The organism is Micromonospora sp. NPDC093244 (assembly GCF_040683695.1).
Lineage (GTDB): Bacteria > Actinomycetota > Actinomycetes > Mycobacteriales > Micromonosporaceae > Micromonospora.
Genome location: NZ_JBFBEO010000002.1, coordinates 382,211 through 407,370 on the forward strand (window position 1 = coordinate 382,211; position 25,160 = coordinate 407,370).

Consider the following 25,160-nt stretch of genomic DNA (forward strand, 5'->3'; position numbering starts at 1 on the left):
CCCGCGCGGTCAGGCCCACTCGGCCAACGCGCCCCGGATCCGGTCGATGACCGCCACCTCCGCCGGCGCCACCCCGTTGTGCGCCCGGGCCGCACGGTCCGCCGCCGTCAACACCACCGAGCGGTACGTCTCGACGTCCGCCGGCGCCTTCTCCCGCAGGATCCGGACCGCCCCGGTGAGCGCCGGAAGAACCACCGACTCGATCTCCAACTCGGAGTCGCGGGGCAGCCGGGGCAGCGGGCCGGTGGTCAGCGCCTCCTTGACCACGCCGCTGGCGCCGGCCAGCGCGCCGGAGGCGGCGAAGCTCTCCCGGAACACGCCCACCATCCCCGGATCGGCGTTGGTGACCAGGAGGACGGCGCCGAACGCACCGGTCTTGAGGGTCAACCGCTCCTCGTCCGTCAACCGCTGCTCCATGATCACGGAGTGTAGACGTACGGGGTGGTGGTGGTGACCGGGACGAGACCGAGACGTTGCAGGATGGGCCGGCTGTCCTCGGACGCGTCGACCTGCAACAGCGTCCGACCCCGCTGGTCGGCCAGCCGGGCCCGGTAGGTGACAAGCGCCCGGTAGATGCCCCTGCGACGCCACTGCGGCAGGGTCGAGCCACCCCAGAGGGTGGCGAAGCCGGTGTTCGCCGGGAAACGCACCCAACCCGCGCTCACCACCGTCCCGTCCGCCTCGGCCACCACGACGGTGATCGAGTGCCTGTCGGCGTCGATCTCCTTGGCCAGCCCCCACACGAGGTGCGAGCGGTCCTCCTGCCAGACCTCCTCCTCCATGGCGGCGATCCGCTCCAGGTCCTCCCGGGAGGTCACCTCACGCAGGCGTACCCCCTCGGGTGGGACAGGCAGCGCGGCGGCCAGCGGCGCGACCGGCCCGATCACGACGGTCTCCCGCTCCTCCGGCACGAAGCCGGCAGCGCGCAGGCGGTCGGGCAGATCCGTCGGCTCGTCATGCTCGTTGAGCTTCCACTCGACGGACTGGCCACGCTCGCGGAACAGGTGCACCTGCCGGGCGATCAGTTCGTCGAGCTCGGTGCCGGTCAGTCCGCCCAGGTCGCGGTAGGTGAGGAATCCACCCGCGTCCAGCCCGAGGATCCGGACCAGCGGCCCGTCCCGCTCCACCGTCACTCCGGCCGGTACCGGGTCGGGGATCTCCGGACGGAGTTGGTTGTCGTAGGCGTCACGCAGCGTCAGTACGTCGAGATCGGTCACCGGCTCAGGCTAAGCCGGAGATCAAGCGGATAATCGGCAGCGTGTGGGAGGCGATGAGACGGTGGTTCGACCCGGCGGACCTGCGCTCGGTCGGCGAGCCACCGGACTACCGGTTCTCGCTGGCCAACGAGCGGACGTTCCTGGCCTGGCTGCGTACCGGCCTCGCGCTCGTCGGCGGCGGGCTGGCCGCCGCGCAGTTCCTTCCGCCGCTGCCGATGAGCCACCTGCGGGAGGTGATCGCGGTAGCGCTGCTGCTGCTCGGCGGCCTCGTCGCGATCCGCGCGGTGGACCACTGGGCGCGTACCGAACGGGCCATCCGGCTCGGTCAGGAGCTGCCGGCCTCCCGGTTTCCCGCTGTGCTCGCCATCGCCGTCGGCTCCGGCGCGGCGCTGCTGGTGGTCGCCGTGCTGGTCAGGGCGGTCGGCGAAGGGTGAGCGCCGGACGCGATCCGGGGTTGCAGCCGGAACGGACCCGGTTGTCGTGGCGGCGCATGATGCTGGCGTTGACAGTGGTGACCGCGCTGGCCGTGCGGCTCGGGTCGACAGGCGGCACCGCCGGCGCGCTGGCCGCCGGGGTCGCCGTGCTGGTCTGGGGAGCCCTGCTCGCGCTGTGCTGGCCCCGGGGCACCGGCACCGGACCGGCACGTACCGGCGGCCGCACGCTGCCCCTCGTCGCACTCGGCACCGTCACGCTCGCGGCGCTGGGCGTGCTGCTCGCGCTTCGCGGACTGTGGTGACGCGACCGGGTGCGCCATGATGGGTGGATGGCCCGGCTTGGCGTACTCCTCTTCCTGGTGCAGATCGTCCTCGCGGTCTGCGCGCTGATCAGCTGTCTCTCCGCCGAGGAGGGGCAGATCCGCACCCTCCCCCGGATCGCCTGGGTGCTGATCATCCTGTTCTTCCCGCTCGTCGGATCGATCGCCTGGTTCGTCGCCGGCAGGGAGCCCGGCACCCGGGGGACCAGGCCGACCGGCGGTGGCACTGTCGAACGGCCGCGTCGCCCGCTCGCTCCCGACGACGACCCCGAATTCCTCCGCTCCGTGCAGGAACGCGCCCAGCAGCAGGACCAGGAACTGTTCCGCCGCTGGGAGGAGGATCTGCGCCGGCGTGAGGACGACCTGCGCCGACGCGACGGTGAGCCCCCGCGTGAGGGCGACCGGCCCGAGGTGTGAGCGCGCCGCCGCCACCCCGCTGGGGGCGACGGCGGCGGCGGGTGCGACTCAGGCCAGGTTCGACGAGCGGGGGTACGCGTCGGTCGGGTCGGTGAGCACGTTCACCAGGTACGGCACACCGGAGTCGAACGCCCGCTGCAACGCCGGCCCCAGGTCGGCGGCCTTCGCGACCGTCTCCCCCGCCCCGCCCAGCGCGCTGACCACCGTGTCGTAGCGCAGCTCCGGCTGGAGGTCGGCGGCCACGTCGTAGCCGTACATGGCCCGCATCGGGTGCTTCTCCAGCCCCCAGATGCCGTTGTTGCCGACCACGATCACCACGGGCAGCTTCTGGCGGACCAGCGACTCGACGTCCATCAGCGAGAAGCCGGCCGCGCCGTCGCCCATCAGCACGCAGATCTGCCGGTCCGGGTGGCTGACCCGGGCGCCCATCGCGTAGCCCATGCCGGTGCCCAGGCACCCGTACGGGCCCGGGTCCAGCCAGGTGCCGGGCTGCGCGGGCTCCAGGTAGCGACCGGCGTACGAGACGAAGTCACCGCCGTCGCCGATGGTGATCGCGTCGCGGGCCAGCACCCGGCGCAGTTCGCCGTAGATGCGCGCCGGGCGGATCGGGTCGGTCTCGGCGGCCATCTCCTGGGCGTCGCGGGCCTTGGCGGCGTCCTCGGCGGTGCGCAGGTCCGCGATCCAGTCGCTGTGGTCGGCCCGGTCACCGGAGTGGTCGGCAAGCGCGGAGAGGATCAGGCGCAGGTCGCCGGCGGGTGCGGCGGCCGGCTGCACGTGCGCGGCGCGCTGGCTGGGCGCGTCGACGATGTGCACCACCTTGGCGTCGCCGAAGTCACCGAAGCTGAGCCGGAAGTCCAGCGGGGTGCCGACCACCACGACCACGTCGGCGCCGGAGAGCGCTGCCCGACGGGCCTTGGCGAAGGAGAGCGGGTGCTCCGGCGGGAGCGAGCCGCGACCCATGCCGTTCGTGAAGACCGGCACCTGCAACGCCTCGGCCGCCTCGCGCAGGGCGGCGACCGCGTCACCCGCGTACACGTCCGAGCCGGCGATGATGACAGGTCGTTGCGCCGCGGCGATCAGCAGAGCGGCGCGGCCGACCTCGTCCGGGTCGGGCACGACCGGGTCGACGCCCGCCACGGCGGGCAGCTCGACCTCGGCGACGGAGAAGACAGTCTCCAGGGGGAAGTCGAGGAACGCCGGGCCGCGGTGCGGGGTGAGCGCGGCGGTGAGAGCGGCGCCCACCGCGCGCGGGATGTCGTCGGTGCTGAACACCGTCTCGGCGTGCTTGGTGACCGGGGCGACAAGCGGCAGGTGGTCCATCTCCTGGAGGCTGCCCGAGCCCCAGCGGAACGCGGGCGCCCTGCCCCCCAACACCAGCACCGGGGAGGCGTTGAAGAAGGCGCTGGTCATGCCGGAGATGCCGTTGGTGACGCCGGGGCCGGCGGTGAGCACGGCGAGGCCGGGGCGGCGCTGGAGCTTGGCCACCGCCTCGGCGGCGAAGACCGCGGACTGCTCGTGCCGGACGTCGTAGATCGGGAAGTCGGTCTTGTGCGCGGCGTCGTAGAGGGGGAAGACGTGCCCGCCGGACAGCGTGAACATCTCCCGTATGCCGTGCGCGCGTAACGCCGCCAGCGCCAACTCTCCGCCGTGACCCTCGATCCGCTCCGTCATTCGCCGCTCCCCTTCGTCCCTCGTGACCGAGGCCCCACGCTACTGGCCGGTAGGAACAATGTGAACCGTTCTCGACTAATCGTCAGCGGCCGGTGAAGTCCGGCTTGCGCTTCTCCACGAAGGCCGTCATGCCCTCACGCCTGTCGTCGGTGGCGAACAACGCCGCGAAGAGCTGACTCTCCCAGGCCAGGCCCGAGTTCAGGTCCATGTCCAGGCCGCCGTCCACAGCCAGCTTCGCCGCGCGCAGCGCCTGCACCGGCCCAGTCAGGTACGGCTTCACGTACGCGACAGCTGCCTCGTAGACCTCGGCCGCCGGTACCACCCGGTCGGCCAGGCCGATCCGCAGCGCCTCCTCGGCGTCGACCATCCGACCTGTCATGATCAGATCCTTGGCGCGGGCCGGGCCGACCAGGCGAGCCAGCCGCTGGGTGCCGCCCGCGCCGGGGATGATGCCGAGCTTGATCTCCGGCTGGCCGAGCTTGGCGTCCTCGGCCACGATCCGCCAGTCACAGGCAAGCGCCAACTCGCAGCCGCCACCGAGGGCGTACCCGGTGATCGCGGCGACCACCGGCTTGGGGATCCGGGCGATCGCGCCGAGCGCGCTTGACAGGTTCGCGGCCCGGTCGGCCATGTCCACGTAGGACATCTCGGCCATCTGCTTGATGTCCGCGCCGGCGGCGAAGACCTTCTCCCCGCCGTACACGATCACGGCGCGGACCCCGGGGTCCTCGGTGGCCGCCGTGGCGGCGGCGCGCAACTCCTCCTGCACCTGGGTGTTGAGCGCGTTCATCGGCGGCCGCTCCAGCCGGATGGTGCCGATGCCGTCAGTGGTCTCCAGCCGAACGAAGTCGCCCACGCTGCCCTCACTTCCTCGTCGAAGTCGCGTGCCAACCTTACGACCCGGCTCGTTTGGGTAAGTAGTGTGGTGTCAGCCCCGCGGGCGGGAGTCCAGCCATGATCACGTATTACGACGACAGGTCGGTGCAGGTCACCTCCACCGCCGTCCGGGTGGACGGCCGTAGCTACCCACTGGCCGAGATCACCATGGTCTGGCACCGTCGGGGCACCCGCTCATGGCGGGTGCTCGTCGGCCGGGGCGCGATAGGCGCCGCACTGGCCGGCCCGCTGATCGCCGCGGTACTCGGCATCGCCGTGGCCGTCTGGCTGCACCGCTCCCCCACCGTGACGATCGCGATCGTCGGCGCGTCGGTGCTCGTCGGGCTGGCCGTCGGGCCGGTCGCCGACTTCCTCTTCGAACACCTGGACCGCTCGTACGCCCGGGGCAGCCGTCAACTGGAGATGTGGGCCCGCTGGCGTGGCCAGCCGGTACGGCTGCTGCGCACCGGCGACTCGCTGCGCTTCGGTCAGATCTACCGGGCGGTGCAGCGCGCGGTCGAGCACACCAACCCGGCCCGCCCGACCAGCCGACGCTAGCCAACAAGCCTGCGGGCGTTCTGCGCCGCCGTCGCGGCGGCGGAGAACGCGCGGGGCGGGTTGCCCGCCGGTGGTTAGGCTTAGTGATGACCCTCTATTACCGGGACGACGCGGTGCAGGTGACCTCCGAGTCGATTCGTTCGGGTGGTCACGTGGTCGCCCTCTCCGACGTGACGTACGTCTGGCACGCGCGCGGTCCGAAGACGCTCGCGGTGCGCGGCCGGGTGCTCGGTCGCGGTGTCCTGGTACTGCTGCTCTCGCTGCCGCCGCTTGTCGCGCTGATCTGCGTCGTCTCGCTGGTCTGGTCGGCGCAGGAACGCGGCAACTGGAAGGTGACGCTTGTCGTCCTCGCCGCCTTCGCGGTGGGCGCGTTGGCGTCGATCCCGTTCCTGGAGATTCCCCTCGGGTGGCTGGACCGCTCCTACGAACGCGGCAGCCACGTGCACGAACTGTGGGTGCAGCACCACGGCCGGGAGGATCTGCTGCTAAGCACGCCTGACGCGCTGCGGTTCGGCCAGATCTACCGGGCCGTGCAGCGCGCCGTCGAACAGCAGGGCGACCATCGATGACCGGTCAGCTCAACGGCAGGGTGGTGGCGATCGGCCAGCCCACCAGGACGGCGCCGAGCGTGGCCAGCAGCCAGCGCGGGACCGCGTACCGCCGCAGTACCGCCGCCCAGGCGGCGTGCCATCCGAGCAGAACCACGAACAGCGGGACCACCAGGAGCACGAACCCGGGTGCCAGACCGACGAGCGCCGACCCGGTCAGCACCAGCACGGTGACCGCTACGACCAGCAGGTGCCGACCGGCCCGGCCGGCGGCGACCACCTCGACGCCGAGCAGGAACAGCAGGCAGGAGGCGACCACCAGCGGGAGCAGCCACCAGCGGGAGCCCACCGGCAGCGCCGACGTCAGCCCAATGTGGATCGGCAGCGCGACGGAGAGGACCGCGTACCCGGTCAGGGCAAGGGCGGCGACCACGGCCCGGGGCCGGGCGGCCACAGCCTGGCCGGATCCCGACGTGGGAGTCGCCTGTCGCCCGCCCGGCAACCACCTGTGCCCGACAAGCACCAGCAGGCCGGTGACCAGCAGGAATACGCTGACGTAGCCGCCCACTGCGAGTGGAATACGGGCCGTGGGAAGCACCGCGGCGGCGACCGCGCCGACACCAGCGGCGACGGCAGCCAACCCGAGCAGCGCCGGCACGGCCTCGACGAGGCCCGGCAGGCCGCCCGCTGTCGCGGGCACCGGATCGGCCGGCGGGCCGCCGGTGGGCCTTCGAGGCAGCAGCAGGGCGGCGAGCGGAACCACGCCGACCCCGAACGCGACAAGCAGCAGCGCCGCTCCGGCGAGCCGGACGAGCGGCCGTGGCGCGGCGGTTCCGTCGAGGCTGGGCAGCCAGTTGACGATCTCCTCGTGGGTGCGCGGGGCGAACAGCACCGAGATGTGCTCCACGCCCGGTACCACCACCGCCGGTCGCCGGCCCACCGCCGCACCCCGTTGGACCGCGTCGTCGGCGGCACGCCGGAAACCGGGGAACTCCAAGCCGCCGACGATCAGCAGCAGCCGCGTCGGTCGTCCCGGGGGCAGTTCGCCGGCGTCGGGCAGCGAGATCGCCACCGTTTGGGCGATCTCCGTGTGCCCTGCCGCGTAGCGGGTGACCGCCCCGGCGCCCATCGAGTGCCCGACGAGCGCGATGTGCTCCGGGTCCACGTCCGGCCGGGAACGCAGGTACCCGACGGCGACGTCCAGGTCGGCGGCGAGCGTCGTGTCGGAGGTGGCGCTGTCGAGCCGCGCCGGGTTGGCGCCGTGCCCCGCGAAGTCGACGAGCAGCGTGACCGCCCCCCGACGGGCGACGCTGTCGGCGATCGGGCGCATCAGGCGGGCCGAGCCCGCGAAGCCGTGCGCGACGACCACGCCGGGACGCCGGACGTCGGGCGTCGGCAGCTCGGCGCGCACCTCGGTCAACGGCACACCGTCGACGGTGAGGTGGCGGACGGTGAGGCCGGCGTCGGCGCGTACCAGAACCAGCGTGCCCAGTGCGGCGGCGACCGCCGCGACCACGGCCAGCAGGACGGCGGTCCGGTTGCTCGGACGACGGTGCGGCGAGGGTGCCGGCATGCCGGCACCCTACCGCCGCGGGCGGCACCGCAGGTGACGCCGGACGAGCGGTTGCGGCGCGGGCGACGCACACTGGATCCCATGGCGATCCCCCTCCCCACACCGGCCGCGATGGTCGGCCTGACCCGTTCCGCCGTCGACCAGGCGCTCGGCTCGGCGGCCTCGCTCGCCACCGTGCCGGCCCGCGCGTTCGCGGTGCTGGACGGCGTGGAAGCCCTGCTCACCCGGATCAACGGCGTGGTGGACCGGATCGAGGGGACCCTGGACCGGACCGACCGGGTGCTCACCGACGCCGAGGCGGCGGTGCGTGAGGTGGCGGTCATCAGCGCCGCCGCGACCACAGCCATCGACACCGCGACCGGGGTGGCGACGGCAGCCGCCGCCGTGGTCAGCGAGGCCGACCAGGTCGCCCGGCAGGCCGCCACGGTTGTCACCGAGGCCGACGCGGTGGCGGGCAGCGCCGCGAGCACAGTGGGCACCGCGGCGCAGGCGGCGGCCACCGCCGCGGAACTGCTGTCGGCGTACGAGCCGGCGCTGCGCCGTGCCGCCCCGATGGCCGGGAGGTTCGTCGAGGAACTGAGCCACGAGGAGATCACCGCGGCGATCCACCTCATCGACGAACTGCCGAAGCTCAAGGAACACCTGACGGCCGACATCCTGCCGATCCTTGCCACCCTGGACCGGGTCGGACCGGACCTGCACGACCTGCTCGACGTCACCCGTGACCTCAAGCTCGCCGTCGCAGGCATCCCCGGCCTCGGCATGCTGCGTCGCCGAGGTGAGCGGCTCGGCGAGGAACCCGTCGGCTGAGCGGAGCGGGGGTCAGCCCCTGGCGTACAGCTCGTCGATCTCGGCGCGCTGAGGCAGCGCCACCGACGCGCCGAGTCGGCGGACGCAGGCGGCGCCGGCCGCCGACGCCCAGCGCACCGCGTCGACCAGGTCACGCCCCTCGCCCCAGCCGACGGCGAGCGCGGCGGTGAACGCGTCGCCCGCCGCCGTGGAGTCGACCACGTCCACCTGGAACGCGGGTACGTGCAGGTCGGTGCCGTCCCGGTCGACGTACCAGGCGCCCGCGCCGCCGTGGGTGAGCACGGCCCGGGGCGCCAGGTCGAGCAGCGCCCGCGGCTCCTCCCGGCCCCGGCCGGTGAGGGCCTGCGCCTCGCCCTCGTTGACGACAAGCAGGTCCACCGCCGCGAGCAGCTCCGCAGGGAGGTCCCGGGCCGGTGCGGCGTTCAGGATGACGCGCGTGCCGGCGGCCCGGGCGGCCGTCGCGGCGGCGGTCACCGTCTGCACCGGGATCTCCAGCTGGGCGACCAGGACGTCGGCCCCGCGTACCGTCGCCAACTCCTCGTCGGTGAGGCCGACCAGCGCGTCGTTCGCGCCGGGGGTGACCACTATGGCGTTCTCCCCCTGGGCGTTGACCATCACGAGGGCGACCCCGGAGGTGCCGTAGGCGACCCGCAGCTGGGCGGTGTCCACGCCGGCCGCGGTGATCCGCGCCCTGAGCGTGACGCCGAACGCGTCGGAGCCGATCGCGCCGAGGAAGGCGCAGGAGGCGCCGGCCCGCGCCGCAGCGATCGCCTGGTTGGCGCCCTTTCCGCCGGGCACCATCACGAAGTCGGTGCCGAGCATCGTCTCGCCCAGCCGGGGCAGCGAGGGCGCCATCGCGACCAGGTCCATGTTGGCGCTGCCCACCACGACCACCCGGGTCTGGGACACGTCAGGCCCTCCGCCCCGTCAGCTGGCGCGTGCGGTGTAGCGGCCGCCCGACCGCTCGACCACCAGCGGCAGGCCGAAGGTCTTGGAGAGGTTGTCGCCGGTGAGCGTCTCGGCCAGCAGTCCCTGGGCAACGACCGAGCCCTCGCGCAGCAGCAGCGCGTGGGTGAACCCGGGCGGGATCTCCTCCACGTGGTGGGTGACCAGCACCAGGGCCGGGGCGTCCGGGTCGTACGCCAGCTCGGCGAGACGGGCGACCAGGTCCTCGCGGCCACCCAGGTCGAGCCCGGCGGCCGGCTCGTCGAGCAGCAGCAGCTCCGGGTCGGTCATCAGGGCACGGGCGATCTGCACCCGCTTGCGTTCGCCCTCGGAGAGGGTGCCGTAGCGGCGCTCGGCGAGGCCGCCGATGCCGAGCTGACTCAGCAGGGCTCGCGCCCGCGCCTCGTCGCCGCGCTCGTAGTTCTCCCGCCAGCGGCCGACCACCGACCAGGCGGCCGTCACGACCACGTCGCTGACCTGCTCGTCGGCGGGCAGCCGCTCGGCGAGGGCGGCGGTGGAGAGCCCGATCCGGGTACGCAGCTCGTTGATGTCGGTGCGGCCGATCCGCTCACCGAGCACGTGCGCGACACCTGTGGTGGGGTGCAGCCGGCCGGCGGCGAGGTTGAGCAGCGTCGTCTTGCCGGCCCCGTTTGGCCCGAGGACGACCCAGCGCTCGTCCAACTCCACCCGCCAGGTCAGGTCCTGCAACAGCGCGGTGCCGGACCTGCGTACGCCGACGCCGTCGAGGCTGACCACCAGATCCGGGTCCACGGTAGCGGCGCCGGAGGTGGTGTCGGCAGCGCCGGGGATCAGGTCACCAGTCACCACTCCATCCAACCACGCAACGTCGCGGCGCCCCCCACGGGCGGCGCCCCGGCCATAGGGTGGGGCACCGTGTCGTTGATCACCACACCCGGAGGACGACCCATGCTCGGTCGGGGTACGGAGCCGCGCGGATGAGCGCGGTCATCGAGATCGAGGGCCTGCGGAAGACCTTCCGCAGCCTGCGCGGCGGCAAACGGGTGGCGGTCGACGGGTTCGACCTGCTGGTCGAGGAGGGTCAGATCCACGGCTTCCTGGGGCCGAACGGCTCGGGCAAGACCACCACCCTGCGCGCCCTGCTCGGGCTGGTCCGGGCCGACGGCGGGCGGATGAGCGTGCTTGGCGAGCCGTCGCCGGAGTTGCTGCCCCGGGTGGCGGCCCAGGTCGGCGCCATCGTGGAGAGCCCGCAGTTCTTCGGCAACTTCACCGGGTACCGCACGTTGCGGCTGCTGGCCCGCGCCGGTGGGGTACCGGTGTCGCGGGTGGACGAGGCGCTGGATCTGGTGGGTCTGCGCGACCGGGGTGACGAACGGGTGAGGGGTTACTCGCTGGGCATGAAGCAGCGCCTGGCTGTGGCGTCGGCGCTGTTGAAGGATCCTCGGCTGCTCATCCTCGACGAGCCGGCGAACGGTCTGGACCCGGCAGGCATCCGGGAGATGCGGGACCTGATGCGGTCGCTGGCGGCGTCCGGGGTGACGGTGCTGGTGTCCAGCCACATCCTGGGCGAGATCCAGCTGATCTGCGACCACGTCACGATCATCTCGCGGGGGCGGCGGGTGGCGACCGGCCGGGTGGACGAGGTGCTGGCCGGCCATGACCGGCACGAGTTCCTGGTCCGGGTGGCCGAGCCGGAGCGCGCCGTCGAGCTGCTGCGGGCGGCCGGACTGGTGGTGGCCGTCGACGCTGAGGCGCTTGTGGTGGGCGGGGTCACCGACTCGACAGTCATCAGCCGGGTGCTCGGCGAGCAGGGGCTGTGGGTGGGTGAGTTGACGCCGTTGCGGCCGGATCTGGAGAGCGTCTTCCTGGAGCTGACCGGGGCCGGCGAGCATCCCTCGGTGCCCCGCCAGGTCGACGGTGCGACGCCCCTGCCGGGTGCCGACGGCGACCTGATCGATCTCGACGTACGGGGGGTGGACGCGTGAACCTGGTCCGGGCCGAGGTGGAGCGGCTGTCCGCGCGCCGTTTCGTGCAGTTGATGGTCGTCCTGCTGGTGCTGGCGTTCGGTGTCACCGCGGCGACCACGCTTGCCGGCTCGCACAAGCCCAACGCCGACGAGGTGGCCTCGGCGCGGGCGAAGGCGGTTGAGGCTCGCCGGGACCTGGAGCGCGCCCACCAGGCGTGCCTGGACCGGCAGAACGGCCTGACGCCGGTGGACGAGACAGGTGCCTGGTACCCCGCGGACTGCTCGGAGTTGGACCCGCTGCGGTCCGAACGGCTGCCGGTCGCTGCCGACTTCCTGCCGGGCGTCTTCAGCTTCGCCAAAGAGGCCCAGTCGCTGCTGTACTTCCTGATCGCGTTCCTCGTGTTGTTCGGGTTCCTGGTCGGCGCCTCCTACATCGGCGCGGATCTGAACTCCGGCGGTGTGGTGAACCTGCTGCTGTGGCGTCCGCGTCGGTTGACGGTGCTCGGCGCGAAGCTGGGCACCCTGCTCGGCGGGGTGCTTGTGGTGTCGGTGGTGGCGTCGTTGTTCTATCTCGCGACGTTCTGGGTGATCGGGCAGACCGCCGGTTTGGCGGGCCGGTTGAGCGGTGACTTCTGGCGTTCCCTGGGCGCGGTGCACGGGCGGGGCCTGGTGCTTGTGCTGCTGGCCACCGCGTTGGGCTTCGCCATCGCGGCGCTGGGTCGGCACACCTCGGCGGCGCTCGGCGCGGTCGCCGCGTACGCGGTGGTGTGGGAGCTGGGCGGCCGTCTGGTGTTGGAGATCGTCGACGCCCGGCGGCCGGATCTGCTGATGCTCTCCAGTCACATCGGGGCGTGGCTCACCGGTGAGGCCCGGTTCTGGGACTCCCAGCTCTGCGCCGGCAGCCGGCCGGGGGTCACCTGCGAGGGCTTCTACAGCCTGACCTGGGGGCCCGCGCTGCTGGTCCTGCTCCTGATCACCGGTGGGTTGACGGCGGCGGCGTTCGCCGTGTTCCGTCGTCGCGATCTGATCTGATCGCCGGCCCGTCGGGCGGCCCCGGGCTGCCCGACGGGCCCGCACAGACTCGGCAAGAGGTTGCAACCCGCCGTCGAGCGGTGAAATATTTCTTCACATGACCGGCCCAGCGCGCTCAGCCGACGGTGGAGCCGAACACCTCGTCGCGGACGGCGTCGAGCGCGGTGCGCAGCGCGCCGTGCAGGATCGGTTCCTCGGTCAGCCCGGTGGGCACCACCCGAGGCTGGACCAGCGTGATCGCGGCGACCTCCTGCTGGACCCGCTCGGCGAGGGCCGCGCCGCCGGCCTGGCCGACCTCACCCGCGAGCACCACGAGCGGCGGATCGAGCACCACGCAGGTGCTTGCCACACCGAGCGCGAGCCGGCGGGCCAGCTCGTCGAGCATCGCGCCACCGCTGGCGCCGTCGGCGACGGCGGCGCGGACGGCATCGGCGGCGTCCGCGTCCGGGTACCCGTGTTCGCGGGCCACCGCACGCACCGAGTCTCCGCCGACCAGCTGCTGGAAGGCCGGCTTGGCGCGGCGGGAGACGTCGCGGGGAATGGGCGCGCCCGGCACCGGCAGGTAGCCGATCTCTCCGGCCGCGCCGCTGCTGCCGTGGTGCAGCCGCCCACCCAGCATGATCGCGAGACCGACGCCGGCACCCACCCAGACCAGCACGAAGTCCGCGAGCCCCTGCGCGGCGCCGGACTGCGCCTCGGCGACCGCGGCCAGGTTGACGTCGTTCTCGAACACCACAGGGGTGTGCAGGTCGTCCCGCAGCGCGGCGAGCAGACCGCTGTGCCAGCGCGGCAGGTTGAAGGCGAAGGTGATGTCGCCGGTGCCGGGGTCGACCAGACCCGGCGTGCCGAGGACGATCCGCCGTACGCTGCTCAGCTGCGCCTGGGCGCTGCTCGCGGCCTGCACCACGGCGTTGTGCACCACGCCCACCGGGTCGTCGGTGTCCCGGGTGGACTGCTCCACCCGGCCGATCACGGCGCCGGTGATGTCGGCGCAGGCGGCCACCACCCGGTCCGGGCCGACGTCCACCCCTACCACGTGGGCGCTGGACGGGCGCACGGCGTAGAGCTGCGCGTTCGGCCCTCGCCCGCCGGCCTGCTCGCCGACCCGGCTGACCAGACCGCGCTCCTCCAGCCGCTCGACCAGCTGGGAGGCGGTGACCTTGGACAGCCCGGTCAGCTCCCCGAGCCGGGCGCGGGTCAGCGGGCCCCGCTCCAGGAGCAGTTCCAGTGCCGCTCGGTCGTTGAGCGCCCGCAACAGACGGGGGGTACCGGGCAGCCGGGTCGCACTCATGCCACGTCCTCTAGTTTTAGTAAACTTTGCTAACTGTAAACCGACCTGCGAACGGGTAGCCGTAGCGTAACGGCCACCCGTGGGCGGAGCGCTCGGCCGACCCGGCAGGGCGTAGACCACCGCCGGTACGAGGTGCGACCCCGCCGGCACCGAAGGAGGACGATCACGTGGGGCTGGATCCAGGACTACGTCGGCTCGCGCTGGGCACCCTGCTCGCCGCGTACCCGGGGCCGGTCCCGCCGGACTGGGCGGTCGACCTGCTGGCCGACGGGCTGGCCGGGCACACCCTGTTCGGCACGAACGTGCACGACCCGGCCCAGGTGGCGGCCAGTACGGCAGCGCTGCGCTCCGGCCGCCCGGACGCGCTTATCGCCATCGACGAGGAGGGCGGCGACGTGACCCGGCTGGCGCACGCCACCGGCAGCCCGTACCCCGGCAACGCCGCCCTCGGCGCGATCGGCGACGTGGCGCTCACCCGCCGCGTCTACCAGGCCATCGGCGCGGAACTGGCGGCGCTCGGCATCACCGTCAACCTCGCCCCCACTGTGGACGTGAACACCGCCGACGACAACCCGGTGATCGGCACCCGCTCGTTCGGCGCCGACCCGGTGCGGGTGGCCGCCCACTCGGCCGCCGCCGTGGCCGGCCTCCAGGCCGCCGGAGTGGCCGCCTGCGCCAAGCACTTCCCCGGTCACGGCGCGACAGTCACCGACTCGCACCACGAGCTGCCCACCGTGGACGTCCCGCCGGGTCTGCTGCGGCAGCGGGACCTGCCGCCGTTCGCCGCGGTGATCGCCGCCGGGGCGCGCGCCGTGATGACCGCGCACATCCGGGTGCCGGCGCTGACCGGCGACGGGCCGGCCACCTTCAGCCGGGCCGTGCTTGTCGACCTGCTACGCACCGAGTACGGCTTCACCGGCACCATCATCACCGACGCACTGGAGATGAAGGGCGCGGCGGTGGCGGCAGGTGGGGTCGGGCCGGCCGCGGTGCGGGCCCTGGCCGCCGGCGCCGACCTGCTCTGCATCGGCGCGACCGTCGACGCGGACCTCGTCGAACGGGTGGCCGCGGAGATCGTCGACGCGCTCGGCGACGGCCGGTTGGCGACCGCCCGGGTCGAGGAGGCGGCCGGCCGCGCCGCCGCGCTCGCCGCCTGGACCCGGACCGCGGGCGCCGCGCCGCTCACCGTCGACACCGATCTGGGGTACGCGGCGGCACGCCGTGCGGTGCAGGTGGACGGGGTCCTCACCGGCCTGGGCCACCCTCTCGTGGTGCAACTGCACACCGAGTCCACAATCGCCGAGGGGCGGGTGCCGTGGGGTCTCGGCCCACACCTGGACGGGATCGAGGAGATCCGGGTGGTGGCGGCCGAGACCGATCCGGCGACGCTGCGGGGGCTTGCCGGTGACCGGCCGATCGTGCTTGTCGGTCGTCACCTGCACCGCCTGCCCGGGGGGCCGGAGCTGATCGCCGGCCTGGCCGCCGGGCATCCGGTGACAGTTGTGGAGATGGGCTGGCCGGCACAGTGGCGTCCGGACGGCGTCCGGGCGTTCGTCACCACGTACGGCGCGAGCCACGCCAACGGGCGGGCGGCGGCCGAGGCGTTGGGGCTCGCCGGCTGAGCCGTCCACCGGCCGACACTCTTGAACATGTTCAAGAACTCACCTACGCTGATGGCGTCGGTAGTTGAACGCGTTCAAGAGGAGCGTCCCCCATGGACACCAAGGTCTGGATGTACCTGGTCTACCTCACGGTCAGCGTCGGCCTGACGATCTGGGTGGCCCGGTCCCTGTCGCGCAACGGGCAGGTCTTCCTGGAGGAGGTGTTCTCCGACGAACGACTGGCCCGAGCGGTCAACAGCCTCCTGGTGGTCGGCTTCTACCTGCTCAACCTCGGCTACGTCACGGTGGCGATGAAGCACGACGACCCGGTGCTCTCGACCAGCCAGGCCATGGAGGAGCTGTCCCTCAAGATCGGGCTGGTGCTGCTGGTACTCGGGGCACTGCACTTCTTCAACGTGTTCGCGCTTGGCCGCTACCGCCGTAACCGGCTCCGCCAGCTCGCCACCCACCCGCCCGTCGCACCGATCGGCAGGCTTCCCGTGCAGACCGGACCGCACAGCCCGTACCCCGTCGCCCCCCACCCGGCCGGTCCGCACCCGACCACTCCGAAGCCGGGCGGCGGGCCGGCCGGTCCACCGCCGACCCGATGACCGGGCCATCGACCGACGGCACCGGCCGGCCCCCGGATTCCACCGCGCACGGGGGCGGTGGAATCCGGGGGTTCACGGTCCTGTTCGACGCGTCCTGCCCGCTCTGCCGCGCCGCCCGCCGGTGGCTCGCGTCGCGCGCCCAACTCGTACCCCTGGAGTTCGTCGCGGCCGGGTCGGTCGAGGCCCGGCGGCGCTTCCCCGGCCTGGACCACGACGCCACCCTGCGCGACCTCACCGTTGTCGCCGACACCGGCGAGGTGTACGCGGGCGACGGCGCCTGGTTCGCCTGCCTCTGGGCACTGGCCGACCACCGGTCCACCGCCGAACGGTTGGCCCGCCCCCACCTGATGCCGCTCGCCCGGCAGGTGGTGGCCGCCGCCTCGGCGATCCGGGAGCGGGTCCGCGACCCGCGGGTCGAGCCGACCGACGAGCTGGCGGGATACGGTGGCCCCGATGACCGAGCAGCCTGCGCCGACGACCACTGCGGGTGATCCTGCCACCGCCCGTGGCGAGCAGACCCGGCAGCTGATCCGGGACACCGCGATGCGGCTGTTCCGCGAACGCGGTTACGCCCAGACCACCATGCGGGCCATCGCGCAGGAGGCAGGCGTGGCGGTCGGGAACGCCTACTACTACTTCGGCTCCAAGGACCACCTGATCCAGGAGTTCTACGCCCAGTCCCAGGTCGAGCACCGGGCCGCCGCGCAGCCCGTGCTCGACCGGGAGGAGTCGTTCGGCGCCCGGCTGGGCGGGGTGCTGCACGCGGGGATCGATGTGCTGACGCCGTCGCACGAGTTCGCGGCGACCTTCTTCAAGACGGCGGCGGAGCCGACCTCCCCGCTCAGCCCCTTCTCCGCGGAGTCCTCCGGCCCCCGGGAGGCGGCGATCGCCCTCTTCGCCGAGGTGCTGGACGGCTCGACAGCCAAGGTCGACGCCGACCTGCGTCCGCAGTTGCCCGAGCTGCTCTGGCTGGCGTACATGGGCGTGGTCCTCTACTGGGTGCACGACCGGTCGCCCGGGCAGACCAAGACCAGGCAGTTGATCGACGGCGTCGTTCCGCTGATCGACCGGCTCACGGCGCTGTCCCGGCTCCGGGTCCTGCGTCCCGTGACCCGGCAGGTGCTCGACCTGATCCGCACGCTACGTCACTGACCCGGTGCGTACCCTCGGCACGGTCGAGCCGCAGGTCAAGTCCACTATTCGACACTCCGAACCGACAGCTCACGCCTTGCACCGAGCGTGCTCGATACGTAGCGTGATCGGCACGGACCGGCCCCGCCCCGCGCGCGAGGGCGGTCGCCCGAACCGGGACCTGGGGGGAGGTCGCGGACCGTGGATCCGGCCCGGGATCCACGGTCCGCGCCCGAGCGACGTCAGCGCGGGTAGACCCCGTACGCACGCCAGCCCCGGTCCGGGAAACCGGCGGCGTCGGCGACCCGGGCGGAGGCGAGATTGTCCCGCTCATGCAGGTAGGTGGGCACCGCACCCTCGTCGAGCACCCGCCGCGCCGCCTGCGCGACCAACCGACGGGCGAGGCCGCGACCCCGGGCTGCGGGCACGGTGCCGACTGCCAACTCCCGCCCGTACGCGTCGTGCCGCTTGATCCCCAACCCGGCCAGGTAGGTGCCGTCGGCGTCGCGGACCACGAGCACCTGCCTGTCGAACAGCCGCAGCCACTGCGGCAGCCCGGGGGCGGTGGGTGCGGTCCACTCCCCCACGTCGGGAAGCGGCGCGGGAGCGAGGCTCCACCGGAACGGGCCGTCGTGCACGCACCACTGCGGTAGCCCGACCGCCTGCGGCAGGGCGCCCAGGAGCCGGCCCGGCGTCCCGTGGGCCAGCGTGCGGACCGCGTCCACCCGGTCCGGCGCCACGGAGAGCACGGCGCTGCGCCCGGTGTCGACGGCGAGCGCCGGACGCAGTCGACCGTCCCAGGCCGGCAGGGCCCGCCGGTACGAACCGACCACGTGCAGGCCCGGCCCAGCCGGCCACTGTCCGAGCCAGGTGGCCAGGTGCAGGTGGAGCCGCCGGTCGAGCATGAAGCACCTCCCCGTCACCCGGCCCGTCGTGGATCACCGTACGCCGGGCGGGGCCGCCCGGCGGGCGATCCCCCGGGCCGCCGGGCGGGGGTCACGACGCCGTCGGTGCGCTGGGGTGGTGGCCGCCGTGGTGGTGCTGGTGCACCACCGCGTGCCCCCGTCCCCGCACGATCAGGGCGCGGTTCACCGGCACGGTCACCGCGAAGGCCACCGCCAGCGCGCCGGCCAGGCTGCCCCAGAACAGCGGGTCGGCGAGGCCGGCTCGCATGGCGCCCGGCACGGCGAGCATGACGCCGTTGTCGACCAGCTCCATGACCGCGATGCTCACCGTGTCGGCGACGAGGGCCACCCGGATCGCCCGGGCGAGCGGCAGGCCCGAGCGGAGCACCGGACGGATCGTCAACGCGTAGCCGAAGACGAAGGCCAGCACGACGGCGAGGGCGATGGTGGCCAGGTCGGACCAGCCGAGAGCGGTGCCGATGACCATGCCGAGCACCTCGCCGATGGCGCAGCCGGTCAGGCAGTGCAGGGTCGCGGCGATGGCCAGTCGGGTCGGATTCGTGTTCTCCATGCCCGGCACGCTATACCCCCCGGGGGTATTTCGCCAGTGACCGGGACCACCCCGGGCCGGAGATCCGGGAACCGACCGCAACTATTGACCGTCATAGGTATTTCCATACATGGACACCTTTGTTTGGGACGGTATGGCCATGCCGAATCAGCCGAACGACAGCCACCACCAGGACCCGGAGCGACTCTGGTGGCCAGCGGAGGCGCTGGAACACCTTCCGGTCCAACCCCGTCACCACGGGTGGCATACGACGGGCGGCATGTCGTGGGGTGAACTGAACCGACTGCGCGTCGGCAGCTCCAGCAGGCACGGCCTGAACACGCACTGACCCACCACGCTCGTGCTTGACGTGGTGGCGGCCAGCGGGCGCCGAACGACACACCGGTGGAGGTCCAGCGGCGGCTTTCGCACACCTGTCGGGTAATTTCTTGTGGTCCGGCACCGGCCTACGACAGGAGAAGCTCCGCGCATGGGCAAGAAGACGATCCACGTCTCCGACTTCACCGGCACCGTTCTGCAGCAGGACGACGAGGCGGTGCGCGTCGTCGTCCTGGAGCACCCGGACCTGGTCGCCGGGCCCGTGCAGTTGGACGCCACCCCCGCCGAGGTGGAGAACATCGACGACGCCGCCCTGGACGTCGCCGTGGTCGAGATCCACGACCGGCACGGTGGCGGCGAACCCCGCCGGGTGGTGCTTACCGCCAGCGAGTTCGACGCGATGGCGACCGACGTGCCGATGGCGCAGTTGCTGAAGACCGCCGAGCGTGTCCGCCCACCCAAGGCCCGCAAGAGCGCCGAGAAGATCGACTACGGCACGCTGGAGCACGCCGGCAAGCCGCACCGGGGACGGGTCACCGAGGAGGAGGCCCGCCTGGTGCGCGAGCGGCTCGACGAGGTCAACAAGCGCCTCGCCGACGCGGGCGTACGCCAGATCGACCCTGCCGATCCGGAGCACGCCCTGCGCTACGGCTTCCCCGACGTCTCCTGACCGGGGCCTGTCACTTCTGCGCGACGGCGGCGGCGAGCGCGGCGGAGAGGTCGGCCTCGACCGCCGACTTCTCCAGGCCGAGGTCGCTGAGCACGCCGGAGCCGTCCTCCTGCTCCAACAGGGCGAGCAGGATGTGCTCGGTGCCGATGTAGTTGTGCCCGAGGCGCAGCGCCTCCCGGAAGGTCAGTTCCAGCGCCTTCTTTGCGCGCGCGTCGTACGGGATGAGGTCCGGGACCTGGTCGGCCGGTGGCGGGAGGGCGGCGCCGACCGCCTGGCGTACCCCCTCGGGGGTGGCCCCGCGACCGGCCATGGCCCGGGCGGCCAGCCCCTCCGGCTCGGCCAGCAGGCCCAGCACCAGGTGCTCCGGCCCGATCTCGGCATGACCGCTGGCCCGGGCCTCCTCCTGCGAGGCCACCACCACGTTGCGGGCCCGTGTGGTGAACCGGCCGAAGCCGGCGTTCGGGTCGAGCGCCGCCGCGTCGGTGGCCTTCGGCACGAAACGCTTCTGCGCCGCCTGCTTGGTGACCCCCATGCTGCGGCCGATGTCGGTCCAGGAGGCGCCCGAGCGTCGCGCCTGGTCGACGAAGTGCCCGATCAGGTGGTCGGCGACCTCGCCGAGGTGGTCGGCCGCGATGACCGCGTCGGTGAGTTGGTCGAGCGCGTCGGTGTGCGCCTTCTTGATGGCCTGGATGAGGTCGTCGAGCTTGACCGTGTTGCTCATCTGGATGGGATCCGTCATGCGTCAACCATAGGTTGACGGCATCCTTCCGTCAACCGAAAGTTGACGACCAACGGTCCCTGACGCTTCAGGCGGTCGCGGCGTACTCCGGCAGGTGTCGCGCGACGGTCGCCGGCGAGGGCATGGCGGCGATCTCCCCGGCGAGCGCGCGGGCCGCGTCGTGGTGCTCGCTCCCGCCGTGCCGCGGCAGCAGCCTGCCGGCCTGCTCGGCGACGGCGGCCACGTCCACCTCGTGCGGAAGCAGGCGCAGGGCGGCACCAGCGGCGCTTACCGCGTCGGCGTTGGCGAACTGGTCGGCGCCCTGCGGCAGCATGAGCTGCGGTACGCCCACCGCGAGCGCGCCGAGGGTCGTGCCGCTGCCGCCGTGGTGCACCACGAGGTCCACGTGCGACAGCAGCTCCGCCTGCGGCAGCCATCGACCCACCGTGACGCCGTCGGGAACGTCGCCAAGCTCCTCCGGCACCACCCGGCCGGCGGCGACCACCACCTCGACGCCGAGCGTCGCCAGCCCCGCGATGGCAGTGGTCAACAGCTCCGGCGTGCCGAACGCCGTACCGAGCGTCAGGTAGACCAGCGGTCGGGAGCTCTGGCGACCGGCGACGTCGGGCAGCGGGCCCGGTGGCGAGAACGGGACCGGCCGCAGCTCGATCCGCCGTTGCGTGGCGATGAAGTCCCTGTCCTGGAGCGAGGGCGGGCAGATGTCGACGTGCGGGCGGCCGACGACCTCCGCGTTCCCGGTCGGCCGTTCGAGCCCGATGCCGTCGGGGAACATCCGGCCGAACCCGTGCCAGATGCCGGGGATACCGGCCCGCCGGGCCGCGACGGCCGCCCCGGGCAGCCCCCACTCGTGCACCACCAGATCCGGGCGCAGCCGGGCCAGCTCCGGTTCGAGATCCTCGGCGTACACCTCGTAGAAGGCGTCGCCGGGGCGGAACGGTCGCAGGCCGTTCGCGGCAAGCGGCTCGTGCACCGCCGTACCTGTGGCGAAGTGCACCTCGTGGCCGGCGTCCCGGGCGGCGACCGCCAGTGGGATCAGCGGGTAGGTGTGGCCGACGGAGGCGAGGCTGGCGAACAGCAGACGCATGGCGTCGGACCCTACCCGCCACACCTGTCGGCCCCGTCGCGTCGACGCGCGTATACCGTGGGCTCCGGTCGGGCGCGGTGCGGCGGAGGGAGGCGGTCGTGCGGCTTGCCGTGGGATGCGCGATGTGGACCCACCGGGCATGGCAGGGCCGGCTGCTGGAACATCCGCTTCCGCCGCAGGAGCGGCTGCGGCACTACGCGGGCTGGTGCGACGCCGCCGAGGGAAACACGACGTTCTACGCGACTCCAGCCCGGGAGACGGTGGCGTCGTGGGCCGCGCAGACCGATCCCAGCTTCCGCTTCGTCCTCAAACTTCCCAAGGTCATCACGCACGAGAACAGGCTCACCGACACCGGCGGGCCGCTGCATGCGTTCCTGGACGCGATCGAACCGCTCGGCCCGCGTACCCACGCCCTCTGGGTCCAGTTGCCCGGCTCGTTCTCCCCCGCCGACGTGCCGACCCTGGGCCGGTTCCTGGACCAGCTTCCCCGATCCCACAGGTACGCCGTTGAGGTCCGCCATCCGGCGTTCTTCACCGACGCAGGCGCGATCCGGCTCCTCGAACAGACCCTCGCCGACACTGACGCCGAGTGGATCCCGTTCGACACCACCGCGTTCTTCACCACCCCGCCGACAAGCGACGCGGAGCGGGACGCCTGGGTGAAGAAGCCGCGCGTGCCGCTGCGGACGGCGGCGCTGACCGACCGGCCGATCGTCCGCTACCTCGGTCGTGACGACACCGCGCGGACCGTCGAGGGGTGGCGGCGCTGGGTCGACGTCACAGTCGACTGGTTGCGCGAGGGGCGTTCCCCGACGGTGTTCGTCCACACCCCGGACAACGCCGACGCGCCGGTGCTCGCCCGCCGTTTCCACGACGAGGTACGGGCGCGGGTGCCCGGGCTCGACCCGCTGCCCGATCCGATACCTGTCGGACCGCTCACCCTCTTCTAGGGACAGCGGCGCTTGTCGAGCAGTTCCGCCGCTAGATCCGACGGCGGCGACTACCGGGAATCGGCGTCTCACACCGTGCCGGGGCGGGGACGGGTGGTCCCCGGCCCCGACGCCGTGGGGCTCAGGAGCCGACGTACGCCGCCAGGTGCTCTCCGGTGAGGGTGGAGCGGGCGGCCACGAGGTCGGCGGGGGTGCCCTCGAAGACGATCCGGCCGCCGTCGTGCCCGGCGCCCGGACCGAGGTCGATGATCCAGTCCGCGTGCGCCATGACCGCCTGGTGGTGCTCGACGACGATTACCGACTTGCCCGAGTCGACGAGCCGGTCCAGCAGACCGAGCAGTTGCTCGACGTCGGCCAGGTGCAGGCCAGTTGTCGGCTCGTCGAGGACGTAGACGCCGCCCTTGTCGGCCATGTGGGTGGCCAGCTTGAGCCGCTGGCGCTCGCCACCGGACAGTGTCGTGAGCGGCTGGCCGAGGCTGAGGTAGCCGAGCCCCACGTCCGCGAGCCGGTCGAGGATGGCGTGCGCGGCGGGCGTACGCGCGTCGCCCGCGCCGAAGAACTTCTCGGCCTCCGAAACCGACATCGCGAGGACCTCGCTGATGTCACGACCGCCGAGGTGGTATTCCAGCACCGAGGCCTGGAACCGCTTGCCCTCGCAGTCCTCGCAGGTGGTGGCGACGCCGGCCATCATCGCCAGGTCGGTGTAGATGACCCCGGCGCCGTTGCAGGTCGGGCAGGCGCCCTCGGAGTTGGCGCTGAACAGCGCCGGCTTCACGCCGTTGGCCTTGGCGAACGCCTTACGGATCGGGTCGAGCAGACCCGTGTACGTGGCCGGGTTGCTCCGCCGCGAGCCGCGGATCGCGCCCTGGTCGATCGACACCACTCCCGCACCGGCCGGGATCGAGCCGTGGATCAGCGAACTCTTGCCGGACCCGGCGACGCCGGTGACGACACAGAGCACCCCCAGTGGAATGTCGACGTCGACGTCACGGAGGTTGTGGGCGTTGGCACCGCGGACCTCCAACGCCCCGGTGGGCTTGCGCACCGCCGGCTTGAGCTGGGCCCGGTCGTCGAGGTGGCGGCCGGTGATGGTGCCGCTGCTCCGCAGCCCTTCGACGCTGCCCTCGTAGCAGACGGTGCCGCCCCCCGTGCCGGCGCCGGGACCGAGGTCGACGACGTGGTCGGCGATCGCGATCGCCTCCGGCTTGTGCTCCACGACCAGCACGGTGTTGCCCTTGTCGCGCAACTGCAACAGCAGCTCGTTCATCCTCGCGATGTCGTGCGGGTGCAGCCCGATAGTCGGCTCGTCGAAGACGTAGGTGACGTCGGTGAGCGACGACCCGAGATGGCGGATCATCTTGGTGCGCTGCGCCTCACCACCGGAGAGCGTGCCGGACGGGCGGTCGAGCGAGAGGTAGCCCAACCCGATCTCCTCGAACGAGTCGAGGAGGTGTTGCAGCCCCTTGATGAGTGGCGCCACCGACGGCTCGTCGAGGCCCCGCACCCAGGCGGCCAGGTCGCTGATCTGCATCGCGCAGACATCGGCGATGTTCCTGCCCTTGATCTTCGAGGACAGGGCCGCCTGGCTGAGCCGGGTCCCGCCGCAGTCGGGGCAGGTCGTGAACGTCACCGCCCGCTCCACGAAGGCGCGGATGTGCGGCTGCAACGCGTCGATGTCCTTGGACAGGAACGACTTCTGGATCGAGGGGATCAGGCCGGCGTACGTCAGGTTGATGCCGTCGACCTTGATCTTGGTCGGCTCCCGGTGCAGCAGGTCGTCCAGCTCCCGCTTGGTGTACTTCGCGATCGGCTTGTCCGGGTCGAAGTAGCCGCAGCCGCGGAAGATGCGGCCGTACCAGCCCTCCATGCTGTAACCGGGGATCGTGATCGCGCTCTCGTTGAGCGACAGGCTGTCGTCGTACAGCGCGGACCTGTCGATGTCGGTGACCGAGCCCATGCCCTCACAGCGCGGACACATCCCGCCCAGGCGGGTGAAGGTCGCCTTCTCGGTCTTCGTCCGGCCCGCGCCCCGCTCGACGGTGATCGCACCGCTGGCCTTCACCGAAGGGACATTGAAGGAGTACGCGTTGGGCGAGCCGATGTGCGGCTTCCCGAGCCGACTGAAGAGGATCCGCAGCATCGCGTTCGCGTCGGTGGCGGTGCCGACGGTCGAGCGGGAGTTCGCTCCCATCCGCTCCTGGTCCACGATGATCGCCGTCGTCAGGCCGTCCAGCAGGTCGACGTCCGGGCGGGCCAGGGTCGGCATGAAACCCTGCACGAACGAGCTGTACGTCTCGTTGATCATCCGCTGCGACTCGGCGGCGATGGTGCCGAACACGAGGGAACTCTTGCCCGAGCCGGAGACTCCCGTGAACACCGTGAGGCGGCGCTTCGGGATCTCGACACTGACGTCCCGGAGGTTGTTGACGCGCGCGCCCTGCACGCGGATCAGGTCGTGACTGTCGGCCGCGTGCGGCCCGGACGCCTTCTTCATCGTGTCTCCATCTGCCGCCCGGCCCCGCCGACCGCTCAGCGCTTCTCCTGAATGCGGACCATGTTGCCAGCGGGGTCGCGGAAGGCGCAGTCCCGCACGCCGTACGGCTGGTCGGTCGGCTCCTGGACCACCTCGGCGCCGCTACGCTCCAGCGTCCCGAACGTCTCGTCCAGGTCGGTGGCGGCCAGGTTCACACCGAAGTAGCTGCCCTTGGCCATCATCTCGGCGATGGTGCGACGCTCGTCGTCGGTCAGGCCGGGCGTGGCGGCCGGCGGGTGCAGGACGATCGACGTGTCGGGCTGCCCGACGGGGCCGACGGTGATCCAGCGCATGCCCTGGTGTCCGACGTCGTTGCGCACCTCGAAACCGAGGATGTCACGGTAGAAGCCCAGCGAGGCGTCCGGGTCGCTGTGCGGAAGGAAGCTCGAGTGAATGCTGATGTCCATGTC

General features: G+C 72.4%; 28 protein-coding genes. 14 read left to right on the forward strand and 14 right to left on the reverse strand.

All coding sequences use genetic code 11. From position 1 onward, the window contains the following. Nucleotides 1–9: 9 nt before the first annotated feature. Together AB0N27_RS11750 and AB0N27_RS11755 are read right to left on the reverse strand one after the other, a co-directional pair. Nucleotides 10–423 carry a hypothetical protein gene (locus tag AB0N27_RS11750; protein WP_364367127.1) on the reverse strand — a complete coding sequence of 138 codons (414 nt, stop codon included), beginning with the start codon at nt 421–423 and terminating at the stop codon, nt 10–12. After that, nucleotides 420–1,217, reverse strand: a complete 798-nt coding sequence (locus AB0N27_RS11755; RefSeq protein WP_364367130.1) for a GNAT family N-acetyltransferase — start codon at nt 1,215–1,217, stop codon at nt 420–422. Before AB0N27_RS11755 ends, AB0N27_RS11750 begins: the two co-directional genes overlap by 4 nt. Before the next feature lie 41 nt (nt 1,218–1,258). Between AB0N27_RS11755 and AB0N27_RS11760 the strand changes: the two genes are divergently transcribed. From AB0N27_RS11760 to AB0N27_RS11770, 3 genes are read left to right on the forward strand one after another with little or no spacing between them, the layout of a single operon-like run. Beyond that, nucleotides 1,259–1,651 carry a DUF202 domain-containing protein gene (locus AB0N27_RS11760; protein ID WP_364367133.1) on the forward strand — a complete coding sequence of 131 codons (393 nt, stop codon included), beginning with the start codon at nt 1,259–1,261 and terminating at the stop codon, nt 1,649–1,651. Continuing rightward, nucleotides 1,648–1,953: a DUF202 domain-containing protein gene (locus AB0N27_RS11765; RefSeq protein WP_364367136.1), complete on the forward strand. Its 306-nt coding sequence runs from the start codon at nt 1,648–1,650 to the stop codon at nt 1,951–1,953. The genes AB0N27_RS11760 and AB0N27_RS11765 overlap by 4 nt, the downstream gene beginning before the upstream one ends. A 27-nt stretch (nt 1,954–1,980) precedes the next feature. Next, on the forward strand, nt 1,981–2,388 hold the full coding sequence (locus AB0N27_RS11770; RefSeq protein ID WP_364367139.1) for a PLD nuclease N-terminal domain-containing protein: 408 nt from the start codon (nt 1,981–1,983) through the stop codon (nt 2,386–2,388). A 48-nt stretch (nt 2,389–2,436) separates the two neighbouring features. Here the strand turns inward: AB0N27_RS11770 and AB0N27_RS11775 are convergent, their stop codons facing one another. Both AB0N27_RS11775 and AB0N27_RS11780 read right to left on the reverse strand, forming a co-directional pair. Continuing rightward, nucleotides 2,437–4,059, reverse strand: coding sequence for an acetolactate synthase (locus AB0N27_RS11775; RefSeq protein WP_364367142.1), 1,623 nt, complete (start codon nt 4,057–4,059; stop codon nt 2,437–2,439). An 82-nt stretch (nt 4,060–4,141) separates the two neighbouring features. Further along, nucleotides 4,142–4,915, reverse strand: a complete 774-nt coding sequence (locus AB0N27_RS11780) for an enoyl-CoA hydratase-related protein (protein ID WP_364367145.1) — start codon at nt 4,913–4,915, stop codon at nt 4,142–4,144. A 98-nt stretch (nt 4,916–5,013) separates the two neighbouring features. On the opposite strand from AB0N27_RS11780, the gene AB0N27_RS11785 reads away from it, so the two are divergent. Then, a complete protein-coding gene (locus AB0N27_RS11785; protein WP_364367147.1) occupies nt 5,014–5,493 on the forward strand; it encodes a DUF6232 family protein in 480 nt (159 codons plus the stop codon). A gap of 86 nt (nt 5,494–5,579) precedes the next feature. Beyond that, nucleotides 5,580–6,062, forward strand: coding sequence for a DUF6232 family protein (locus tag AB0N27_RS11790; protein ID WP_364367150.1), 483 nt, complete (start codon nt 5,580–5,582; stop codon nt 6,060–6,062). Between the two features lie 4 nt (nt 6,063–6,066). Here AB0N27_RS11790 and AB0N27_RS11795 read toward each other — a convergent pair whose 3' ends face one another. Continuing rightward, nucleotides 6,067–7,614, reverse strand: coding sequence for an alpha/beta fold hydrolase (locus AB0N27_RS11795; protein WP_364367153.1), 1,548 nt, complete (start codon nt 7,612–7,614; stop codon nt 6,067–6,069). A gap of 81 nt (nt 7,615–7,695) precedes the next feature. Here AB0N27_RS11795 and AB0N27_RS11800 point away from each other — a divergent pair, with 81 nt between their 5' ends. Continuing rightward, a complete protein-coding gene (locus tag AB0N27_RS11800; protein ID WP_364367156.1) occupies nt 7,696–8,424 on the forward strand; it encodes a hypothetical protein in 729 nt (242 codons plus the stop codon). A 12-nt stretch (nt 8,425–8,436) separates the two neighbouring features. Here AB0N27_RS11800 and AB0N27_RS11805 read toward each other — a convergent pair whose 3' ends face one another. Further along, entirely contained in the window at nt 8,437–9,333 is an 897-nt protein-coding gene (locus tag AB0N27_RS11805) for a ribokinase (protein WP_364367159.1), read from the reverse strand. An 18-nt stretch (nt 9,334–9,351) separates the two neighbouring features. After that, on the reverse strand, nt 9,352–10,194 hold the full coding sequence (locus tag AB0N27_RS11810; RefSeq protein WP_364367162.1) for an ABC transporter ATP-binding protein: 843 nt from the start codon (nt 10,192–10,194) through the stop codon (nt 9,352–9,354). Between the two features lie 131 nt (nt 10,195–10,325). Between AB0N27_RS11810 and AB0N27_RS11815 the strand changes: the two genes are divergently transcribed. Both AB0N27_RS11815 and AB0N27_RS11820 read left to right on the forward strand, forming a co-directional pair. Next, a complete protein-coding gene (locus AB0N27_RS11815; RefSeq protein ID WP_364367166.1) occupies nt 10,326–11,333 on the forward strand; it encodes an ABC transporter ATP-binding protein in 1,008 nt (335 codons plus the stop codon). Continuing rightward, nucleotides 11,330–12,346 (forward strand): ABC transporter permease subunit, encoded by a 1,017-nt coding sequence (locus AB0N27_RS11820; RefSeq protein WP_364367169.1) that lies wholly within the window; start codon nt 11,330–11,332, stop codon nt 12,344–12,346. The genes AB0N27_RS11815 and AB0N27_RS11820 overlap by 4 nt, the downstream gene beginning before the upstream one ends. 115 nt (nt 12,347–12,461) lie before the next feature. Here AB0N27_RS11820 and AB0N27_RS11825 read toward each other — a convergent pair whose 3' ends face one another. Further along, nucleotides 12,462–13,637, reverse strand: a complete 1,176-nt coding sequence (locus tag AB0N27_RS11825; RefSeq protein WP_364367172.1) for an ROK family transcriptional regulator — start codon at nt 13,635–13,637, stop codon at nt 12,462–12,464. A gap of 167 nt (nt 13,638–13,804) precedes the next feature. On the opposite strand from AB0N27_RS11825, the gene AB0N27_RS11830 reads away from it, so the two are divergent. From AB0N27_RS11830 to AB0N27_RS11845, 4 genes are all read left to right on the forward strand, one after another. Further along, nucleotides 13,805–15,259, forward strand: coding sequence for a glycoside hydrolase family 3 N-terminal domain-containing protein (locus tag AB0N27_RS11830; RefSeq protein WP_364367175.1), 1,455 nt, complete (start codon nt 13,805–13,807; stop codon nt 15,257–15,259). Nucleotides 15,260–15,351: 92 nt separating this feature from the next. Further along, nucleotides 15,352–15,849, forward strand: coding sequence for a hypothetical protein (locus AB0N27_RS11835; protein WP_364367178.1), 498 nt, complete (start codon nt 15,352–15,354; stop codon nt 15,847–15,849). Further along, on the forward strand, nt 15,846–16,340 hold the full coding sequence (locus AB0N27_RS11840) for a DCC1-like thiol-disulfide oxidoreductase family protein (RefSeq protein ID WP_364367181.1): 495 nt from the start codon (nt 15,846–15,848) through the stop codon (nt 16,338–16,340). Before AB0N27_RS11835 ends, AB0N27_RS11840 begins: the two co-directional genes overlap by 4 nt. Further along, complete coding sequence (locus tag AB0N27_RS11845) at nt 16,303–17,001, forward strand: TetR family transcriptional regulator (RefSeq protein ID WP_364367183.1); 699 nt, start codon at nt 16,303–16,305, stop codon at nt 16,999–17,001. Before AB0N27_RS11840 ends, AB0N27_RS11845 begins: the two co-directional genes overlap by 38 nt. Before the next feature lie 221 nt (nt 17,002–17,222). Here the strand turns inward: AB0N27_RS11845 and AB0N27_RS11850 are convergent, their stop codons facing one another. Both AB0N27_RS11850 and AB0N27_RS11855 read right to left on the reverse strand, forming a co-directional pair. Next, a complete protein-coding gene (locus tag AB0N27_RS11850) occupies nt 17,223–17,885 on the reverse strand; it encodes a GNAT family N-acetyltransferase (RefSeq protein WP_364367185.1) in 663 nt (220 codons plus the stop codon). A 91-nt stretch (nt 17,886–17,976) separates the two neighbouring features. After that, complete coding sequence (locus AB0N27_RS11855; RefSeq protein ID WP_364367186.1) at nt 17,977–18,456, reverse strand: DUF4396 domain-containing protein; 480 nt, start codon at nt 18,454–18,456, stop codon at nt 17,977–17,979. Between the two features lie 469 nt (nt 18,457–18,925). Between AB0N27_RS11855 and AB0N27_RS11860 the strand changes: the two genes are divergently transcribed. Then, the gene (locus AB0N27_RS11860) at nt 18,926–19,444 is read left to right on the forward strand and encodes a hypothetical protein (protein WP_364367189.1); all 519 of its coding nucleotides are present in this window, start codon (nt 18,926–18,928) and stop codon (nt 19,442–19,444) included. A 10-nt stretch (nt 19,445–19,454) separates the two neighbouring features. Here AB0N27_RS11860 and AB0N27_RS11865 read toward each other — a convergent pair whose 3' ends face one another. Together AB0N27_RS11865 and AB0N27_RS11870 are read right to left on the reverse strand one after the other, a co-directional pair. After that, complete coding sequence (locus AB0N27_RS11865; RefSeq protein WP_364367192.1) at nt 19,455–20,183, reverse strand: Clp protease N-terminal domain-containing protein; 729 nt, start codon at nt 20,181–20,183, stop codon at nt 19,455–19,457. Nucleotides 20,184–20,250: 67 nt separating this feature from the next. Continuing rightward, nucleotides 20,251–21,267, reverse strand: a complete 1,017-nt coding sequence (locus tag AB0N27_RS11870; protein WP_364367195.1) for a glycosyltransferase — start codon at nt 21,265–21,267, stop codon at nt 20,251–20,253. Between the two features lie 122 nt (nt 21,268–21,389). Between AB0N27_RS11870 and AB0N27_RS11875 the strand changes: the two genes are divergently transcribed. Next, nucleotides 21,390–22,217, forward strand: a complete 828-nt coding sequence (locus AB0N27_RS11875; RefSeq protein WP_364370634.1) for a DUF72 domain-containing protein — start codon at nt 21,390–21,392, stop codon at nt 22,215–22,217. Between the two features lie 121 nt (nt 22,218–22,338). Here AB0N27_RS11875 and AB0N27_RS11880 read toward each other — a convergent pair whose 3' ends face one another. Next, nucleotides 22,339–24,711 (reverse strand): excinuclease ABC subunit UvrA, encoded by a 2,373-nt coding sequence (locus AB0N27_RS11880; protein WP_364367198.1) that lies wholly within the window; start codon nt 24,709–24,711, stop codon nt 22,339–22,341. A gap of 35 nt (nt 24,712–24,746) precedes the next feature. Then, nucleotides 24,747–25,157 carry a VOC family protein gene (locus AB0N27_RS11885; RefSeq protein ID WP_364367201.1) on the reverse strand — a complete coding sequence of 137 codons (411 nt, stop codon included), beginning with the start codon at nt 25,155–25,157 and terminating at the stop codon, nt 24,747–24,749. Nucleotides 25,158–25,160: the final 3 nt, after the last annotated feature.

Excerpts from the sequence above, each read along its gene's own strand:
- AB0N27_RS11880 (WP_364367198.1), bottom strand. The coding sequence starts at position 24,711 with ATGAAGAAGGCGTCCGGGCCGCACGCGGCCGACAGTCACGACCTGATC.
- AB0N27_RS11795 (WP_364367153.1), bottom strand. The coding sequence starts at position 7,614 with ATGCCGGCACCCTCGCCGCACCGTCGTCCGAGCAACCGGACCGCCGTC.
- AB0N27_RS11855 (WP_364367186.1), bottom strand. The coding sequence starts at position 18,456 with ATGGAGAACACGAATCCGACCCGACTGGCCATCGCCGCGACCCTGCAC.
- AB0N27_RS11800 (WP_364367156.1), top strand. The coding sequence starts at position 7,696 with ATGGCGATCCCCCTCCCCACACCGGCCGCGATGGTCGGCCTGACCCGT.
- AB0N27_RS11785 (WP_364367147.1), top strand. The coding sequence starts at position 5,014 with ATGATCACGTATTACGACGACAGGTCGGTGCAGGTCACCTCCACCGCC.
- AB0N27_RS11870 (WP_364367195.1), bottom strand. The coding sequence starts at position 21,267 with ATGCGTCTGCTGTTCGCCAGCCTCGCCTCCGTCGGCCACACCTACCCG.
- AB0N27_RS11790 (WP_364367150.1), top strand. The coding sequence starts at position 5,580 with ATGACCCTCTATTACCGGGACGACGCGGTGCAGGTGACCTCCGAGTCG.
- AB0N27_RS11865 (WP_364367192.1), bottom strand. The coding sequence starts at position 20,183 with ATGACGGATCCCATCCAGATGAGCAACACGGTCAAGCTCGACGACCTC.
- AB0N27_RS11850 (WP_364367185.1), bottom strand. The coding sequence starts at position 17,885 with ATGCTCGACCGGCGGCTCCACCTGCACCTGGCCACCTGGCTCGGACAG.
- AB0N27_RS11770 (WP_364367139.1), top strand. The coding sequence starts at position 1,981 with ATGGCCCGGCTTGGCGTACTCCTCTTCCTGGTGCAGATCGTCCTCGCG.
- AB0N27_RS11825 (WP_364367172.1), bottom strand. The coding sequence starts at position 13,637 with ATGAGTGCGACCCGGCTGCCCGGTACCCCCCGTCTGTTGCGGGCGCTC.
- AB0N27_RS11775 (WP_364367142.1), bottom strand. The coding sequence starts at position 4,059 with ATGACGGAGCGGATCGAGGGTCACGGCGGAGAGTTGGCGCTGGCGGCG.
- AB0N27_RS11860 (WP_364367189.1), top strand. The coding sequence starts at position 18,926 with ATGGGCAAGAAGACGATCCACGTCTCCGACTTCACCGGCACCGTTCTG.
- AB0N27_RS11875 (WP_364370634.1), top strand. The coding sequence starts at position 21,390 with ATGTGGACCCACCGGGCATGGCAGGGCCGGCTGCTGGAACATCCGCTT.
- AB0N27_RS11885 (WP_364367201.1), bottom strand. The coding sequence starts at position 25,157 with ATGGACATCAGCATTCACTCGAGCTTCCTTCCGCACAGCGACCCGGAC.
- AB0N27_RS11840 (WP_364367181.1), top strand. The coding sequence starts at position 15,846 with ATGACCGGGCCATCGACCGACGGCACCGGCCGGCCCCCGGATTCCACC.
- AB0N27_RS11845 (WP_364367183.1), top strand. The coding sequence starts at position 16,303 with ATGACCGAGCAGCCTGCGCCGACGACCACTGCGGGTGATCCTGCCACC.
- AB0N27_RS11835 (WP_364367178.1), top strand. The coding sequence starts at position 15,352 with ATGGACACCAAGGTCTGGATGTACCTGGTCTACCTCACGGTCAGCGTC.
- AB0N27_RS11815 (WP_364367166.1), top strand. The coding sequence starts at position 10,326 with ATGAGCGCGGTCATCGAGATCGAGGGCCTGCGGAAGACCTTCCGCAGC.